Annotated in this window: 15 protein-coding genes and 2 pseudogenes; 11 read left to right on the top strand and 6 right to left on the bottom strand. The window is 64.6% G+C overall.

Features of this window, described 5'->3' with window-relative positions; all coding sequences use genetic code 11:
• The 4 genes and pseudogenes from AS156_RS44100 to AS156_RS08445 all read left to right on the top strand — a co-directional run.
• Positions 1-247, top strand: a pseudogene (locus AS156_RS44100) (2-hydroxy-acid oxidase); the annotation flags it as partial.
• Positions 244-1,560 carry a glycolate oxidase subunit GlcF gene (glcF, locus tag AS156_RS08455; protein ID WP_066502556.1) on the top strand — a complete coding sequence of 439 codons (1,317 nt, stop codon included), beginning with the start codon at positions 244-246 and terminating at the stop codon, positions 1,558-1,560. The pseudogene AS156_RS44100 and the gene glcF, both read left to right, overlap by 4 nt.
• A 186-nt stretch (positions 1,561-1,746) precedes the next feature.
• Complete coding sequence (locus AS156_RS08450) at positions 1,747-2,169, top strand: histone (protein WP_066502553.1); 423 nt, start codon at positions 1,747-1,749, stop codon at positions 2,167-2,169.
• A 386-nt stretch (positions 2,170-2,555) separates the two neighbouring features.
• Positions 2,556-3,551, top strand: a complete 996-nt coding sequence (locus AS156_RS08445) for a TorF family putative porin (RefSeq protein ID WP_066502907.1) — start codon at positions 2,556-2,558, stop codon at positions 3,549-3,551.
• A gap of 133 nt (positions 3,552-3,684) precedes the next feature.
• Here AS156_RS08445 and AS156_RS08440 read toward each other — a convergent pair whose 3' ends face one another.
• Positions 3,685-5,430, bottom strand: a complete 1,746-nt coding sequence (locus AS156_RS08440; RefSeq protein WP_066502551.1) for an ABC transporter ATP-binding protein/permease — start codon at positions 5,428-5,430, stop codon at positions 3,685-3,687.
• 309 nt (positions 5,431-5,739) lie between these two features.
• On the opposite strand from AS156_RS08440, the gene AS156_RS08435 reads away from it, so the two are divergent.
• Both AS156_RS08435 and AS156_RS08430 read left to right on the top strand, forming a co-directional pair.
• The gene (locus tag AS156_RS08435; protein ID WP_066502548.1) at positions 5,740-7,410 is read left to right on the top strand and encodes an L-lactate permease; all 1,671 of its coding nucleotides are present in this window, start codon (positions 5,740-5,742) and stop codon (positions 7,408-7,410) included.
• 182 nt (positions 7,411-7,592) lie between these two features.
• On the top strand, positions 7,593-8,021 hold the full coding sequence (locus AS156_RS08430; protein ID WP_430641784.1) for an META domain-containing protein: 429 nt from the start codon (positions 7,593-7,595) through the stop codon (positions 8,019-8,021).
• An 18-nt stretch (positions 8,022-8,039) separates the two neighbouring features.
• Here the strand turns inward: AS156_RS08430 and AS156_RS08425 are convergent, their stop codons facing one another.
• The gene (locus tag AS156_RS08425) at positions 8,040-8,642 is read right to left on the bottom strand and encodes a hypothetical protein (RefSeq protein ID WP_066502545.1); all 603 of its coding nucleotides are present in this window, start codon (positions 8,640-8,642) and stop codon (positions 8,040-8,042) included.
• Positions 8,643-8,883: 241 nt separating this feature from the next.
• Here AS156_RS08425 and AS156_RS08420 point away from each other — a divergent pair, with 241 nt between their 5' ends.
• The 4 genes and pseudogenes from AS156_RS08420 to AS156_RS08410 all read left to right on the top strand — a co-directional run bounded on the left by AS156_RS08420 (position 8,884) and on the right by AS156_RS08410 (position 10,517).
• On the top strand, positions 8,884-9,354 hold the full coding sequence (locus tag AS156_RS08420) for a GNAT family N-acetyltransferase (RefSeq protein WP_066502905.1): 471 nt from the start codon (positions 8,884-8,886) through the stop codon (positions 9,352-9,354).
• Between the two features lie 41 nt (positions 9,355-9,395).
• Positions 9,396-9,551, top strand: a pseudogene (locus tag AS156_RS45935) (bifunctional transcriptional activator/DNA repair enzyme AdaA); the annotation flags it as partial.
• Positions 9,552-9,762: 211 nt separating this feature from the next.
• Positions 9,763-10,098: a helix-turn-helix domain-containing protein gene (locus AS156_RS45740; RefSeq protein WP_347336617.1), complete on the top strand. Its 336-nt coding sequence runs from the start codon at positions 9,763-9,765 to the stop codon at positions 10,096-10,098.
• Positions 10,050-10,517, top strand: a complete 468-nt coding sequence (locus tag AS156_RS08410; RefSeq protein ID WP_066502541.1) for a PaaI family thioesterase — start codon at positions 10,050-10,052, stop codon at positions 10,515-10,517. The genes AS156_RS45740 and AS156_RS08410 overlap by 49 nt, the downstream gene beginning before the upstream one ends.
• A gap of 90 nt (positions 10,518-10,607) precedes the next feature.
• On the opposite strand, the gene AS156_RS08405 is transcribed toward AS156_RS08410, so the two are convergent.
• From AS156_RS08405 to AS156_RS08390, 4 genes are all read right to left on the bottom strand, one after another.
• On the bottom strand, positions 10,608-11,135 hold the full coding sequence (locus AS156_RS08405; RefSeq protein ID WP_066502539.1) for an ester cyclase: 528 nt from the start codon (positions 11,133-11,135) through the stop codon (positions 10,608-10,610).
• Positions 11,136-11,494: 359 nt separating this feature from the next.
• A complete protein-coding gene (locus AS156_RS08400; RefSeq protein ID WP_066502536.1) occupies positions 11,495-12,691 on the bottom strand; it encodes a hypothetical protein in 1,197 nt (398 codons plus the stop codon).
• A 122-nt stretch (positions 12,692-12,813) separates the two neighbouring features.
• A complete protein-coding gene (groL, locus tag AS156_RS08395; RefSeq protein ID WP_066502535.1) occupies positions 12,814-14,457 on the bottom strand; it encodes a chaperonin GroEL in 1,644 nt (547 codons plus the stop codon).
• Between the two features lie 186 nt (positions 14,458-14,643).
• A complete protein-coding gene (locus tag AS156_RS08390) occupies positions 14,644-14,940 on the bottom strand; it encodes a co-chaperone GroES (protein WP_066502533.1) in 297 nt (98 codons plus the stop codon).
• Between the two features lie 319 nt (positions 14,941-15,259).
• Between AS156_RS08390 and AS156_RS08385 the strand changes: the two genes are divergently transcribed.
• The gene (locus AS156_RS08385; RefSeq protein WP_066502531.1) at positions 15,260-15,778 is read left to right on the top strand and encodes a hypothetical protein; all 519 of its coding nucleotides are present in this window, start codon (positions 15,260-15,262) and stop codon (positions 15,776-15,778) included.
• Positions 15,779-15,952 lie beyond the last annotated feature (174 nt).

The raw sequence follows: 15,952 nt of genomic DNA, 5'->3' as shown, positions 1-15,952 counted from the left end.
CGGCGGGCTGATCTGGCTCGCGGTGCCGCCAAAGGCCGACGCCCAGGCCGTGCTCGTGCGCAGCCGGGTCGAGGCCGCCGCCGGACACGCCACCCTGATCCGCGCTGCAGAAGACGCGCGACGTAATGTCGATGTGTTCCAGCCGCTGGCCGAAGGCCTCGCCGCGCTCGGCGAACGGGTGCGCAACAGCTTTGATCCGAAGTCCATCCTCAACCGCGGCCGGATGAGGCGAGGTGGTGCCGCATGAAGACCGAATTCTCGCTGACGCAGCTCGCTGACCCCGACATCAAGGAAGCCGACAAGATCCTGCGCGCCTGCGTGCATTGCGGCTTTTGCACCGCGACCTGCCCGACCTATGTCTTGCTCGGCGACGAACTCGATAGTCCACGTGGCCGCATCTACCTGATCAAGGAGATGCTGGAGAAGGACAAGCCGCCGACACCTGACGTGGTCAAGCATATCGACCGCTGCCTGTCGTGCCTCGCCTGCATGACCACCTGCCCGTCGGGGGTGAACTACATGCATCTCGTCGACCAGGCCCGGGTCAGGATCGAGCGCGATTATACGCGGCCGCTCACCGAGCGGCTGTTGCGGTCGGTGCTGGCCTTCGTGCTGCCGCGCCCGGGCATGTTCCGGCTCAGCATGATCCTGGCCGGGCTCGCACGGCCGTTCGCGGCCTTGCTGCCGACCCCGTCGGTTGGCGCGTCCTCCCCCGGTCTGCTGGAGCGGATCAAGGCGATGCTGGCGCTTGCGCCGCATGGCCTGCCGCAGCCGGGACCGGCAGCCGGAACCGTGTTCGCGCCGGTCGGCCGGCGCCGCGGCCGGGTGGCGCTGCTGCAGGGCTGTGCCCAGCAGGTGCTGGCGCCGCGCATCAATCAGGCCGCGATCAACGTGCTGACCCGGCACGGCATCGAGGTGGTGCTGGTCAAGGACGAGCAATGCTGCGGCGCGCTCACCCATCACATGGGGCAGGACGCGGACGCGCTTTCACGTGCGCGGGCCAACATCATCGTGTGGCAAAGGGAAGCGGACCAGAACGGGCTCGACGCCATCCTGGTCACGACCTCGGGCTGCGGCACGGTCATCAAGGACTATGGCTACCTGCTGCGCGAGGACCGCGCGTTCGCCGGTCCTGCTGCGCGAATCTCCACGCTGGCAAAGGATATCAGCGAGTATCTTGCCGGCATCGAGCTCGCGCCTTCGACGCAAAAAGGCGACGTCATCGTCGCCTATCACTCAGCCTGTTCGTTGCAGCATGGACAGAAAATCACTCAACTTCCGAAAGAATTGCTTTCCAAGAATGGATTCGTGGTGAAAGATGTGCCCGAGAGCCATTTGTGTTGCGGTTCGGCGGGGACCTACAACATTCTCCAGCCCGACATTGCGAGCAGATTGCGCGATCGCAAGGTCGCCAATATTGCGCTTGTCAAACCGGACATGATCGCTGCGGGCAATATTGGCTGCATGGTTCAGATTGCCGGCGGTACGTCAGTTCCTGTGGTGCACACGATTGAGCTTCTCGATTGGGCGACAGGAGGTCCCCGGCCAGGATTGAACTGATCGACTGCCACTCGAGCATGATCCGGACCTGGAGCATTGCGTTGGCGCAACGTTAAGGCCACGCTCCGACAGGACCATGCCCGGCGAGCGAACGGGCCGGTGCTTCCCTCAAGCCGTGCTCCCGTTCCGGCAAGCGGCCATTTCACTGCGCGCGGCGGCCTCATCAGCGGCAACAGGAGGACCACGATGGCGAAAGCGAAGAAGGCGAAGAAAAGCAAGAAGGCTAAAAAGGCCAAGAAGGCTGTAGCGGCGAAGAAGAAAACTGCGAAGAAGTCCGCCAGGAAATCGGTGAGGAAGGCCGCGAAGAAGGCCGCGAAAAAGTCGGCAAAGAAAACTGCCAAGAAGGCTTCCAGGAAAGCCGCAGCCAAGAAGGCTGCTCCCAAGAAGGCTGCCCCCAAGAAAGCTGCTGCCAAAGCAGCCCCCAAGGCCGCGCCGGCGAAAGCCGTGAAGAAGGCCGCCCCGCCAAAGGCAGCCGCGCCGAAACCGGCTCCGGTCGCGGCACCCCCTGCGCCCGAGCCGCAGCCGGCTCCGAGCTGGGCTACGCCGAGCCACGAACCCGCACCGGGTTGGGTTGCCGGCACCGCCTCCGAGAGCGGCGAGCACCACTAGCCGCATCGAGCCCGGCAGGGTTGGCAAAGTCGATTGATTGCAAAGCCGCAGCGGACGCCGCTGCGGCTTTTACCTTGCCGTCACCGTGAGACGCCGTCTGACCGCGTGGCGATCAGTCACCTGCCTCGTCGTTCGCTCGTCCGCAGCCGTTGCATTCGCTCAACCGGTGCGGGAGGCATCAGCTTGTGGTGCAAATGCAACACACGCCAGACAAGATTCGCCGGCGTGGCCGGAACGCCTAAAAAGTCGGCAGATGCTTGCCTTTTTTGCTTCTCCAGCATGAGCACGCGTTTCAGATTGATCACACGCGATTTGGTTGCAGTCGCTTATCGCACGCCCTGGGGGCCATTGGAGCTGGGCTGTCTGGAAAATAAATGGGGATCGTCATGAAGAAACTGGCTTTGTTAGCAACGGCGCTAGCAATGTTTTCGAGTTCGGCCATGGCCGCAGACTTGGCGGCGATGCCGGTCAAGGCGCCGCCGCCGGCTCCGTTCGATCCTTGGGACATCGCCTTCGGCGGCGGCTACAACAGCGACTACATCTTCCGCGGCATCACCCAATCCAACCACAATTCGGCGGTCGCCGCCTATTTCGAGCCGCGCTACAACGTCAACAAGGACCTGCAGCTCTATATCGGCCTGTCCGGCGAGAGCATCTCCTTTGCGAACCGTGCCGCCGCCGAGATCGACGTCTATGGCGGCATCCGGCCGACCTTCGGCGCACTCGCGCTCGATTTCGGCGTCTGGGGCTATCTCTATCCGGGCGGGCAATGCGCCGACAACACGCTGACCGGTGGCGTTCCCGGCGGCGGCGTCTGTCCGGTCAGCACCAACACGATCTTCCTCGCCAACGGCAACGTGATGAAGAAGGACGTCTCGTTCTTCGAGGTCTACGGCAAGGGCACTTACACTTTCAACGACAACTGGCAGGTCGGCGTCACCGAATACTACACGCCGAGCTTCCTCAACTCCGGCGCCTGGGGCGACTACGCCTCGGTCACCGCCAAGTATACCGCGCCGAGCACCGTGTTCGGCAGCAGCGGCGTCGGGATGTATGTGTCGGGCGAGTTCGGCCGGCAGTGGCTCGGCACGTCCGACAGCTTCTACGGCGTCCCGGCGTTCCCGAACGGGATCAAGTATTCCGACTACAACACTTGGAATATCGGTATCGGCTTCACCTACAAGGTCTTCACGCTGGATATCCGCTACTCCGACACGAATCTGTCGAAGGGTGACTGCAACGCCTTCACCAGCGCCTTCAACGCCGGCGGCACGACCAACGTCACGCCGATCAATCCGAGCGGCGCGGGATCGAACTGGTGCGGCGCGACCGCCGCTGTTCGGTTGACGGCCGACCTGACGGCGATGTCCAACCTGAAGTAATTTCTCCCTCAGGGGATCGATCGGGCGGCGGAGCAATCCGCCGCCCTTTTGCTTTTGGCGGTCGTGCGGCAGACTGTACCTCTCCCGCAAGCGGGAGAGGGAGCGCAGCACCTTCCGGCTCAACCCGTTCCGTCTACGACGCTGTGACCCTGGCGGCCTCGCGCAGCGCGAAGTGGTCACCGTCGCGGACCAGCGCGATGCTGCGCTGGTGGAAGGCGTCCAGCGTCGAGCGATGGCCGATCGAGACGACGGTGGTTTTCGGCAGCTCCTCGTCGATCAGTCTGTAGAGCGCGGCTTCCGACGGCTCGTCGAGCGAGGCGGTCGCTTCGTCCAGGAACAGGAATTGCGGCACGTGCAGCAGCGCCCGCGCGATGCCGAGCCGCTGCTGCTCACCGAGCGACAGCATCCGGTTCCAGTGCGCCTCCTCGTCGAGCCGGGTGGAGAACTGCGGCAGGCCAACGGCCGTGAGCACGTCGCGGACCCGCTTCGCATCGAACTGCGCGGCTTCGCCCGGATAGACGACCGCGTCATGCAGCGATCCGATCGGCAGATAGGGGCGCTGCGGCAGCATCATCAGCGTCGCATTGGCCGGGATCTCGATCGCGCCGTTGCCGTACGGCCAGATGCCGGCGATGGCGCGGAACAGCGTCGACTTGCCGGCACCGGACGGGCCGGTGACCAGCGCCCGTTCACCGGGACGGAAGCTGATACGGTTCGCCGAGACCAGCGGCGCGCCGTTCGGCAGCTTGACCAGGAGTTGCGGCAGCGCGATCTCGCCGCCGGAGGCGGGCTTGGCGTGGATCGAGGCGGGATCGTCCGCCAGCTTTTCGGCCGCCGCAATCGAACCCTCGAAGCCGTCGAGACGGGCGACCACCGCGCGCCATTCCGCCATGGTGCGATAGGCCGAAATGAAGAACGACAGCGCGTCCTGCACCTTGCCGAAGGCCTCGGCGATCTGGATCAAGGCGCCGAGCTGGACTGTCTTGCTGACGAAATAGGCCGGGCCTGCAAGCGCGAACGGAAACACCACCGCCGCCTGCGCATAGGTCCCCGTGAATGCGGTCAACCGTTTGGTCCGGCTCATGATGCCGTACCAGTTGCCGATCACGCGGCCGAAACGCTCCGACAACCGTTCACGCTCCGCACTCTCGCCCTTGAGCAGTGCGATCTGTTCCGCGTTCTCGCGCACGCGCACCAGGTTGAAGCGGAAATCCGCTTCCAGCCGCTGCTGGTCGAAGTTGAGGTTGACCAGTGGCGAGCCGATCCACTGCGTCAGCGCCGTCCCGAGCACGGCGTAGATGATCGCGCCCCAGACCAGATAGCCAGGAATCGAAATGTCGACGCCGAACAACACCAGCGGCAGAATTGTCGACAATCCCCACAGGATCACCACGAAGGAGGCGAGCGAGACGACTGCGTTCAACAGCCCGATGCCGATCGCCAGCGTCTGGCCGACGAACAGCTTGATGTCGTCGGTGATACGCTGGTCAGGGTTGTCGGCGGCATCGCCGACGAGCTGCATGCGGTAATGATTGGCCCCGTGGACCCATTCGCGCAGATATTTGCTGGTCATCCAGTTGCGCCAGCGGATCTGCAGCCACTGGTTCAGATAGAGCTGATAGATTCCAAGCACCACGGCCGCCGCGGCCAGCATGCAGAACACCAGCATCTCGCGCTTGAACGTGTCCCAGTCCTTATCCTGGAGCGCAGTGTAGAAGCGGTTGCGCCACTGATTGATCAACACGTCGAGTCCGACTGATACCAGCTCCATAGCGATGAGCGTGGCCAGCAGAATACGGCCCGGCCATTTGTCCTCGGAGTTGAAATAGGGCTTGGCGATGCGCCACACGGACGCGAGCGTCGAGCGAATGTTGTTCACAGATTATCGTCTCCGGGAAATAGGCTGCAACGGCCTGAAAAAACGGGACAATCAGGGGGATTCTAGACGAAAGTCGTAGAACTGGCATGCAAGCGTTCGCTTGTCCCGGCGTTCAAGTCAACCCTAGCATGCTCACAACGGCGAGGGGCGGGGACCTTCAGTTTTTCGCGAGGATTTGAGCGATCCTTAACGATCGTTCATTCGCGAGCCGGGGGCTTGAACATCTCAGACGGACTCCCGCGATGCGCCGGGCACGCCTTGCCTCATGCAGGCCGGCGCGCCTCATAAAAACACTGGGGGGATCCCGAGATGAATGCCTGGAATCAAATCTACAATCCGCTCGGCAATGCGGCGCTGTCGACGATTGCTGCCGCCGTTCCCGTGGTCACGCTGCTGGTCCTGATCGCCAGCGGCAGGGTGAAGGCGCACATTGCTGCCATCATTGCCGTGATCGTGACCAATCTGATCGCGATCTTCATCTTCACGATGCCCGCCAACATGTCGATCCGCGCATCGATCCTCGGCGTCGTGACGGGATTCTTCCCGATCGGCTGGATCGTGCTCAACGTCATCTTCCTCTACCAGGTGACGGTGCGATGCGGGAAGTTCGAGCTTCTGAAGCGCGCCATCGGCGGCGTCACCGAGGATCGCCGTCTGCAACTGCTGCTGATCGCGTTCTCGTTCGGTGCCTTCTTCGAGGGCGCCTCGGGCTTCGGCACGCCGGTCGCGATCACCGGTGCGGTGCTGATCGGGCTCGGCTTCTCGCCGCTTGCGGCCTCCGGCCTGTCGCTGATCGCCAACACCGCGCCGGTCGCCTTCGGCGCGCTCGGCACGCCGATCCAGGGCCTCGCCTCGGTTACCGGGCTCGATCCCTACATCCTCGGCGCGATGGTCGGCCGGCAGTTGCCGCTGTTCTCGCTGATCGTGCCGTTCTGGGTGGTGTGCGCGTTCGCCGGCTGGCGCGGCATGATGCAGGTGTGGCCGGCCATCCTGGTCACCGGCGTGTCGTTCGCGATCCCGCAATTCGTGATCTCGAATTTCGTCAACCCCTGGATCGTCGACATCGGCGCTTCGCTGATCTCGATGGGCGCCCTGATCCTGTTCCTCAAGGTCTGGCAGCCGCGCAAGCTCTGGCTATCGCCGGCGCTGCGCGGGCGTGATGAGTCGGCCGCGACGATGGCGGCGGCGAAGCCGCTCGACAAGACGCCGCTGACGCAAGGCGAACTGTGGAGCGCGCTGCTGCCGTGGATCATCGTCTGCGTGCTGATGCTGATCTGGGGCAACGGCGCCTTCAAGGCCTGGGCGGACGCCAACTTCGTCTGGCGCTATCCGGTTCCCGAGCTGCACAATCTGATCAACAAGGTGCCGCCGGTGGCCGCGAAGCCGACGCCGGAAGGCGCGATCTTCGCCTTCACCTGGCTGTCGTTCACCGGCACCGGCATGTTGATCGCCGCGATCATCTCGGGTCTGTTGATGGGCTTTTCGCCGCTCAAGCTGATCGCCGAGTATGGCCGCACCATCCGCCTCTGCGCGATCTCGCTGATCACGATCTCGGCGATGCTGGCGATCGGCACGCTGACCCGGCTCTCCGGCGTTGACGCCACTCTCGGCCTCGCCTTCGCGGCGACCGGCGTGCTCTATCCCTTCTTCGGCACGCTGCTCGGCTGGTTGGGCGTTGCGCTGACCGGATCGGATACCGCGTCGAACGTGCTGTTCGGCAATCTCCAGAAGATCACCTCGCAGCAGCTCGGCCTGTCGCCGATCCTGATGGCGGCGGCGAACTCGTCGGGCGGCGTGATGGGCAAGATGATCGATGCGCAATCGATCGTGGTCGCCTCCACCGCGACCAACTGGTACGGCCACGAGGGCTCGATCCTGCGCTACGTGTTCCTGCACTCGATTGTGCTGGCGTGCTTGGTCGGCCTGTTCGTGACGCTGCAGGCCTATGTGTATCCGTTCACCGAGATGGTCCTGAAATAGGCGCCGTCGATGAAACGAAACCCCGCGGGCGAAGGCTCGCGGGGTTTTGCTTTTCAGCAACATTTTCCGTCACGGGCAATCTGGCCAAGCGCAGACGCGTCCAATACAAGGCGCTCGTCGGAACATGGCGCCGGCGGAAGATCGGAACCGGTGCGCGGAACCAGGCTCAATGTGAGCCCGCGATGACAGGGAATGGCATGATTTCAGTCGGACGACTATTGCGGGGCGCTGTGCTGCCGATGCTGGCAAGCGCGGTGCTGGGATCGATCCCGGCGCAGGCGCAGGAAGAATTTCCGTTCGGCTTCCTGATGACGCTCGACGCTGCGCGCATGCCGGGCTCGAAGCGGATTCCCTCGATCGAGGTTGGCGATAACGGCGAAGTGTCGCTCGAGCTGTGGTGCGATGGCGGCAAGGGCCAGTTCTCGATAGCCGGCAACACCATCATCTTCGTTCCCGGCGCGATGGAAAACCGCTCCTGCCCGCCGGAGCGCGCGCAGGCCGACAGCGATCTGCTCGCAGCGCTCGGTGAGGCGACGACATGGCGGCGGCAGGGTGACTTCGTCACGCTGATCGGCAGCAGGCAGCTGCGCTTCCAGATCAACACCAACTGAGAGGTTGCGCCGCCGCCGCTACGGCGTCGCGACCAACCCGCTGGCGGTGGCGACGATCCAGCGGTTGCCCCAGCGCACGATGGAATCGACCCGCCCTAATCCGGGAACGACGTCGCCGCGGGCGGCCATGCGCACACCCTCCGGCCCTTCGAGCACGGCGGTCCCGTCGCGGACCTCGACTACCGACCATCCGGGGATGGTGGTCGGCCGCGTTTCCGGCGCCGGCGCCAGCGGCTGCTTCATCGCCAGCGCCACGGGTGGCGTATTCACGGTGGTGGGTGCGGCCGCCATCGCCGGCAGGCGCGCATTGGTCTTGGGAATGCTGCCGGTGACCAAGGGCTCCGATGCCGCAGCGGATCGCCTGGTGCCTTCGCTTCTCGGCTTGAGCTCGGCGACATGGGGGGTGGGGACTTCCCTCTGAGCGATCGGGCGAATTCTTGGGGTGCCTGTGAAATCATGCCAGCTCAGGCCACCGGCCCATCCCAGTGCGAAGGTTGCGGCCAGCGCCACCGCCGCCGCGGTGAAGGTGCGGATGCGATCGCGATAGGGCTCGCGCAGCAGCAGGGCGGCATCGTGATTTTCGCCGGAGACATCCCACAGATCGGCGGACTGATCCGGCAACCGACCATGAGCCACATCTGTTGGCCAGATGCTTCCAGGGGGAGGCGGCTCGCGGTCTAGCATGGTGTGACCTGTGTTCGGCTGCGCAATGATGATCCTCGAAACTGAATCGAGACTTAATGTTTGGTGTCCGAACTGCGGCAAAGCGCAGCCATTCTGTCGCAGGCCACGCATTGACGGACACACGGCGTCGGCCGACATTTGCGACATGAAGCCAAAGTCGCGCTGGATGACTTCACCGATGCCCGAGCCTCAGATCAGCATCGCACCGGAGGACCCGAGGCAACCGGAGCTGCGGCGGCTGATCGCCCTGTCGGATGCGTACATGCAGGCGCTGTATCCGGCAGAGAGCAATCATCTGATCGATGTCGACACACTTGCTGCGCCCGGCGCGGTGTTTCTTGTCGCACGCCGTGACGGAGAGGCGCTCGGATCGATCGCCTTTCGCATCATCGCGCCTGACCATGCTGAGATGAAGCGGATGTTCGTACGCAGCGAGGCGAGGGGGTTCGGGCTTGGCCGGCGCCTGCTTCACGCCCTCGAAGACGTCGCGCGCCGTCAGGGCATCGACCGCATCAGCCTGGAGACCGGCATCCGGCAGCCCGAGGCGATCGGGCTCTATCGCGCCTCCGGCTATCGGGACTGTCCGCCGTTCGGGAGCTATGCGGCCGATCCGCTCAGCCTGTTCATGACCAAGCGCCTCCGGTCCTGATCGAGCGCGCCCGATGACGACCGGCTAGGCGTCTTCCGCGCATGCAGTGGACGATTCCGGACGTCGTCTCCGGGAAGCGGGTCGTCGCGGCGAGCGGCGATCGCTATAGCGGTGACATGCTCGATTTCGCCGCACAATACGAAGCCTTTCAACGCCGCGATCCCGCGTGGGACGGCATCGTGTTCGTCGCGGTCAGGACGACGGGCGTCTATTGCCGCCCGGTCTGCCGCGCGCGCATGCCGCTGCGGCAGCGCCGCGTCGGCGGAGCGCGCCGGCTTCCGGCCGTGCCTGCGATGCCGCCCGGAGGCGGCGCCGTTCTGTCCGGCGTGGAACGGCACGAGAACCACGGTCGAGCGCGCTCTGGCGCTGATCGAGCAGGGCGCGCTCGATCGCGGCAGTGTCGATGCATTGGCCGACCGGCTCGGCATCGGCGCGCGGCATCTGTCGCGTCTGTTCGCCGCGCATCTCGATGCCTCGCCGCTCCAGGTCGCGCAGTCGCTCCGCGTGCAGCGCGCCAAGCGCCTGATCGACGGCAGCGACATTCCGATCGGCGTCGTCGCCCGGCGCGCGGGCTTTTCCAGCCCCCGGCGCATGAACGCCGCCTTCGCCAAGCTCTACGGTCGGCCTCCGTCGGCGCTGCGACGGAGGCGATCGCCGGATGCCACCCCGCAGCGAATGTCCGATGGAGATCAGCAATGGCCAAGACCTACGGCACCGTCAGTGCCGAACGAAAGCAACAGATGAGCGGCCTCGAATTCGTCCAGGGGCTGGCGAGCGGCGCATTGCCGCTCAACACGATCGCGCGGACGCTCGGATACGACGTTGCCGAAGCCGAGAATGGCCGCGTCGTCGTCACGCTGGTCCCGACCGATGCGCATCTCAATCCGGCCGGCACGGTACATGGCGGCCTCACGGCTACGCTGCTCGACAGCTGCATGGGGCTCGCGGTGCAGTCGACGCTCGACGCCGGCACCAGCCAGACCACGCTCGAATTCAAGGTATCGCTGGTGCGCCCGATCTCGCCGGACACCGGTCCGATCAGGGCCGAGGGGCAGGTCCTCAATTGCGGCCGCCGCATCGGCACCGCCGAAGGCAGGGTCACCGACGACAAGGGCCGCTTGCTGGCGCACGGCACGACGACGTGCCTGATCTTTCCGGCCTGACCTGGCGCTGCGCCGCCGAGGCCGACATCGACATGCCGGCGCAGCGCTTGCCGCCGAACTTCACGGCAAGCGCTGCGACCGTCATTGTTATCAGCGGGCGGTCTCTGTCGACTCCTGCATGTTGTTCCAACCCGCCGGCAACGCACCGTCGGGCCGCGTCGCGGGACCGTCATGCTCAGGCAAGCGAATCAGGCCGAGCTGAAGCATCGCGGTCAGCGCGTCCTCCTGCCCCAATTCCTCGGCGATCCGTCCCTGCTGCACACGCAGCACGGTGGTGCCGGCGAATTTCATCTTGCGGCCGGAAGCCGCAGGGATTGAGCCCAGGCGGAAGTCGCTCAGCGCCGGACCCGTATGGGTGCCGCCGCCCTCCCATCGGCCGACGACGTAGTCACCCTCCGCGATGAGCTCGCCGACGCCCCAGAAATTGAGATCTGGAAAGGCCTCGCGAAACTCCGTGATGAACTTCAGGACCTCGGCGCGTCCTCGCTTCGGCTCGTGCATCGGGTAGTGCACGACTATATCAGCGGTGGCGAGCTCGTTGACTACTCGCGGATTCCAGGGATTTCCCCAGAACTCCTTGAACCAGCGGGCCACCACGCTCTTGTTCTCTTCTGACATCGCATCGCCTCCATCAGCGCATCGCCGGTTTCGCGTTCGATCGCCACCGGCGTTGTTTCAATGCGCGCAGTAAGCAAGCGGAGACGTGCTTCACACCACCCGATTCCAGATCAGGCACGCGGCAAGACCAAAAGTAGATTTCGCCCTGCTGCTGCAGTGTTTGGCGCAACTGTCCGAATGTCGTCGATCACTCTGGAATCGGGTGGCTCGCAGATCTCGGACGCGCAAGCGTGCTGCGACCGCAGCGGAACACATCATACGCTACTTCGATGCTATCCCGCGCAACGCGGTGACGGACTGCGGCCTGAGTTCACGCCCGGGCAGCGATCAGGAACGTCGTCGCCTAATCGACGCCGTGCTTACTTCCACACCGACCTGTCGGCGTCCCAGCGCTGGCCCTTGAATTCCTTGATCAGGGCGTCGATCGAGCCGTTGTCGTCCTTCGGCTCGCCGCCTTCCTCGTCGCTGCCGGTGTCTTCGGTCAGGTTCAGCTTCGCACCGGTGCTATCGTCCGTGGTCGTGGTCACGGGGCTCGAGACCCACAGGATCAGCTTGTCGGTGCTGCCGGGCTTTTCCGGCGAGACCAGCGCGGTGATCTCGAGATTGTCGGTGAGGCCGAGCGCGGGATAGATCGGGCTCGGCCGCTTCAGCACCAGCTTCAGCTTGCCGGTGTTGGGTGCCCACGATGCGGATGCCGGCTTGGCCGACAAGGTCTTGGCCAGCACGTTGGAAATCGTGGTCGCGATCTTGTCGCGGTTGATCTTGTCGCCGTCACGCCAGTCGGCGGCGGCGAAGCGGATGGTGCGGTCCATCTCGATCACGCCGCTGGTCCAGCCCGCCGCCGTCACGCCGGGGGCGGATTTCGCCTTGGCGAGCAGCGCCGCGGCGTGCTCGGGATCGACGGTGAGGTTGATCGTCTGCTCGCCGGCGCGCATCGCATCGCAGGTCACCGCGAGGCTCGATGTGCTGACTTCGACAGCCTCGCCCTTCAGGCTCTTGAGGAAATCGGCCGCAGCATCGAGCTTGACCCGCACGCCGACTGATTCCGGAGAGACGTCGGTGAAGTCCTTCGGTTGCGCCGTGATGGCGTCATCGGAGTTCTGATTGTCCTGGAATTCCCTCTCGCTCAGATCGGAATTGTCCGACGAGGCCACTTCGGTCACGTTTTGGCCAATCGTGATCTGGCCCCGGAACTCGAACGTGTCGCCGGTCTGTTTGCGGGTCAGCTTGACGGCGACCGGCTGCTTGTCGGCGACGCTCTGCGTGCTGCCGGACAGGGTCTGGCCGTTGACGGTGAGGTTGGCGACGAAGCGGTCCTTGCGGTCGGAACCCTTTGCGGCGGGATAACAGACATCGAGCACGGCCGCGGTGACGGTCTTGCCCTGGCGGGTTTCCTTCAGGATGACGTCGGCATTGCCGTCCATCAGGCCATCCATCGCGGTGAAATAGCGGGTTTCCGGTCCGCCCGTCCCGGCCTTGGGTTGCAGTTTGATCTGGGCAAGAGCCGGCGCCGAGACGGCGGCAAGACCGAGCAGCAGGAGCGGGATCGCGCGCATACGATGAGTCCTCGAAGGGCAGAATCGGTTCCGTCGTAACTACCAAACCTCTGTGTCATTGGCCAAAAAAGAAGGCCGCCCGGAGGCGGCCTTCGATCTCGATGCGGATGTGCAGACCGGGCTTAGAAGCCGCCCATGCCGCCCATTCCACCCATGCCGCCGCCCGGCATCGCCGGTGCCGCCTCCTTGGGCAGTTCGGCGACCATGGCTTCGGTGGTCACCAGCAGGCCGGCCACGGAGGAGGCGTCCTGCAGCGCAGTGCGCACCACCTTGGCGGGGTCGATGATGCCCTTGTCGACCATATCGACATAGTCCTCGGTCTGGGCGTCGAAGCCGAAGGTCTCCGACTTGTTCTCGAGGATCTTGCCGACCACGATCGAGCCCTCGACGCCGGCATTCTCCGAGATCTGGCGGAGCGGAGCTTCGAGCGCCTTGAGCACGATGTTGATGCCGGCCTGGACGTCGGCATTGTCGTTGGTGAGACGGCCGACCGCCTTCTTGGCGCGCAGCAGCGCCACGCCGCCGCCGGGCACGATGCCTTCCTGCACCGCGGCGCGGGTCGCATTCAGCGCGTCCTCGACACGGTCCTTCTTCTCCTTGACCTCGATCTCGGTCGCACCGCCGACCTTGATCACCGCGACGCCGCCCGCGAGCTTGGCCAGACGCTCCTGCAGCTTCTCACGGTCGTAGTCCGAGGTGGTCTCCTCGATCTGCGCCTTGATCTGGCCGACACGGGCGTCGATGTCCTTCTTCTTGCCGGCGCCCTTGACGATCGTGGTGTTCTCCTTGTCGATCACGATCTTGCCGGCGCGGCCGAGCATGTTCACCGTGACGTTTTCGAGCTTCATGCCGAGGTCTTCGGAGATCAGCTGACCGCCGGTCAGGATCGCGATGTCCTCCAGCATCGCCTTGCGGCGATCACCGAAGCCAGGTGCCTTGACAGCGGCAACTTTCAGGCCACCGCGCAGGCGGTTGACCACCAGGGTCGCCAGCGCTTCGCCCTCGACGTCCTCGGCGAGGATCAGGAGCGGACGGCCGGACTGCACCACGGCTTCCAGTACCGGCAGCATGGCCTGCAGGCCGGAGAGCTTCTTCTCGTGCAGGAGGATGTAGGCGTCCTCGAGCTCGGCGGTCATCTTCTCGGCGTTGGTGATGAAGTAGGGCGACAGGTAGCCGCGATCGAACTTCATGCCCTCGACGATGTCGACCTCGGTCTCGAGCGACTTGTTCTCCTCGACCGTGATCACGCCCTCATTGCCGACCTTCTGCATCGCCTGCGCGATCATCTTGCCGATCGCGACGTCGCCGTTGGCCGAGATGGTGCCGACCTGGGCGACTTCGGAGGAGGAGGCGACCGGCTTGGCGCGCTTCACGAGGTCCTTGACCACGGCGGCGACCGCGATGTCGATGCCGCGCTTCAGGTCCATCGGGTTCATGCCGGCGGCAACCGACTTGCCGCCTTCGCGGACGATCGCCTGCGCCAGCACGGTCGCGGTCGTGGTGCCGTCACCGGCGGTGTCGTTGGTCTTGGACGCGACCTCGCGCAGCATCTGCGCGCCCATGTTCTCGAACTTGTCCTCGAGCTCGATCTCCTTGGCGACGGTGACGCCGTCCTTGGTGATGCGCGGGGCGCCGAAGCTCTTCTCGATGACGACGTTGCGGCCCTTCGGGCCGAGCGTCACCTTCACGGCATTGGCGAGCACGTCCACGCCGCGCAGCATGCGGTCGCGGGCGTCTCCAGCGAATTTTACGTCTTTGGCAGCCATTGGTTGACTCCTGTCAGCTTTGAATGAGGCGCTCGCCGCTTCCGCACTCGTCATCGCCCGGCTTGACCCGGCGATCCATCTTTCGAAGAGCAATGGATGCCCGGATCATCTGGCGCGAAGACGCGCTTCGCGCTTTCGTCCGGGCATGACGACGGTGGGTGTGGCAGCCGCGCGGTTGAATGACGATCAGACCAGCACGCCCATGATGTCGGACTCCTTCATGATCAGGAGTTCCTCGCCGTCGATCTTGACCTCGGTGCCCGACCATTTGCCGAACAGCACGCGGTCGCCGGCCTTGAGGTCGATCGGGATCAGCTTGCCGGCCTCGTCGCGGCCACCCGGGCCGACGGCGACGATTTCGCCCTGGGAGGGCTTTTCCTTGGCCGTGTCCGGAATGATGATGCCGCCCTTGGACTTCTCCTCGGCATCGATGCGCTTGACGACGACGCGGTCATGCAGAGGACGGAATTTGGATTTAGCCATGACGTTCCCTCTTGAAGGCTGGTTTCAGATCCGGTTCATCGAGACCGGCGTTGAATGACGGTCCGATCGGCGCCGGGCAGGATGCCCGACCCACTTAGCAATCATGGTGCTAGAGTGCTAATAGCGCGCTGGGAAATATGGCTTGGCGCCGTTTCTGTCAAGCAAACCGGGGTTAAGGCCTTGGTGAGGCCAATATAGGATGGTGGTACCGAAACAAAATCGTAGCGATGCCGTAATTTCGTCGGACGTCATTGCTCCGCCTTACGTTTTACGCTTGGCTGCAGGACGGGTGCGGCTGGGACATTGTCGGGGGATACATATGATCAGGTCACTCAACGCGCGATTGGTCGCACGGTTCGCGGCTGTCTCCGCGCTGACGATAACTCTGGGGGCTTGTGGCAACATGAGCCTGCCGTCGTTGTCGTCGAATTCCCCGCCTCCGCCCACCGAACCGGGCATGGCGCCGGAGATGCCGGCATCGATTCGCGCGGACGAGATCGTCGGCCGCTGGGGCCTCGCTTCCTACCAGAATCCGGCCGACCGCGCCCGCACCGAGGCCGCCGCGCGCGGCCAGTGCAAGCAGCCTTACGTGATCGGCGCCGGCCAGAACGGCGGCGTCATCATGCATCTGGCCGACCAGGCCACCCCGCAGGAACTGCACCTGAAGGGTTCCCCGAGCGGCAAGAACTATATCGGCCCGCCCGGCCCGACGCCCGGCGAGCAGGACCGCGAGATCGTCTCCTTCGACGGCCGCGTCCTGATCACCCGCTTCATCGACAAGGACGCCGCCACCCGCTACGGCAACATGGTCTACGTCCGCTGCGCGCCGAAGGCGTGAGGCACAGCACGATTCTTCAGAAATCGGTGCCGCGTCGGCGGTGCACCTCTCCCCTTGTGGGAGGGGTCGGATTGCATCGCCAGATGCAATCCGGGTGAGGGATATCTCGCCACGAGTCGACTCGCTCGATTGAACTCGCGGAGAGAGACCCCTCATCCGTAGCCGACGCCACGC

This window comes from Bradyrhizobium macuxiense (genome assembly GCF_001542415.1).
GTDB lineage: Bacteria > Pseudomonadota > Alphaproteobacteria > Rhizobiales > Xanthobacteraceae > Bradyrhizobium > Bradyrhizobium macuxiense.
This window is presented reverse-complemented; position numbering and strand designations above follow the sequence as displayed.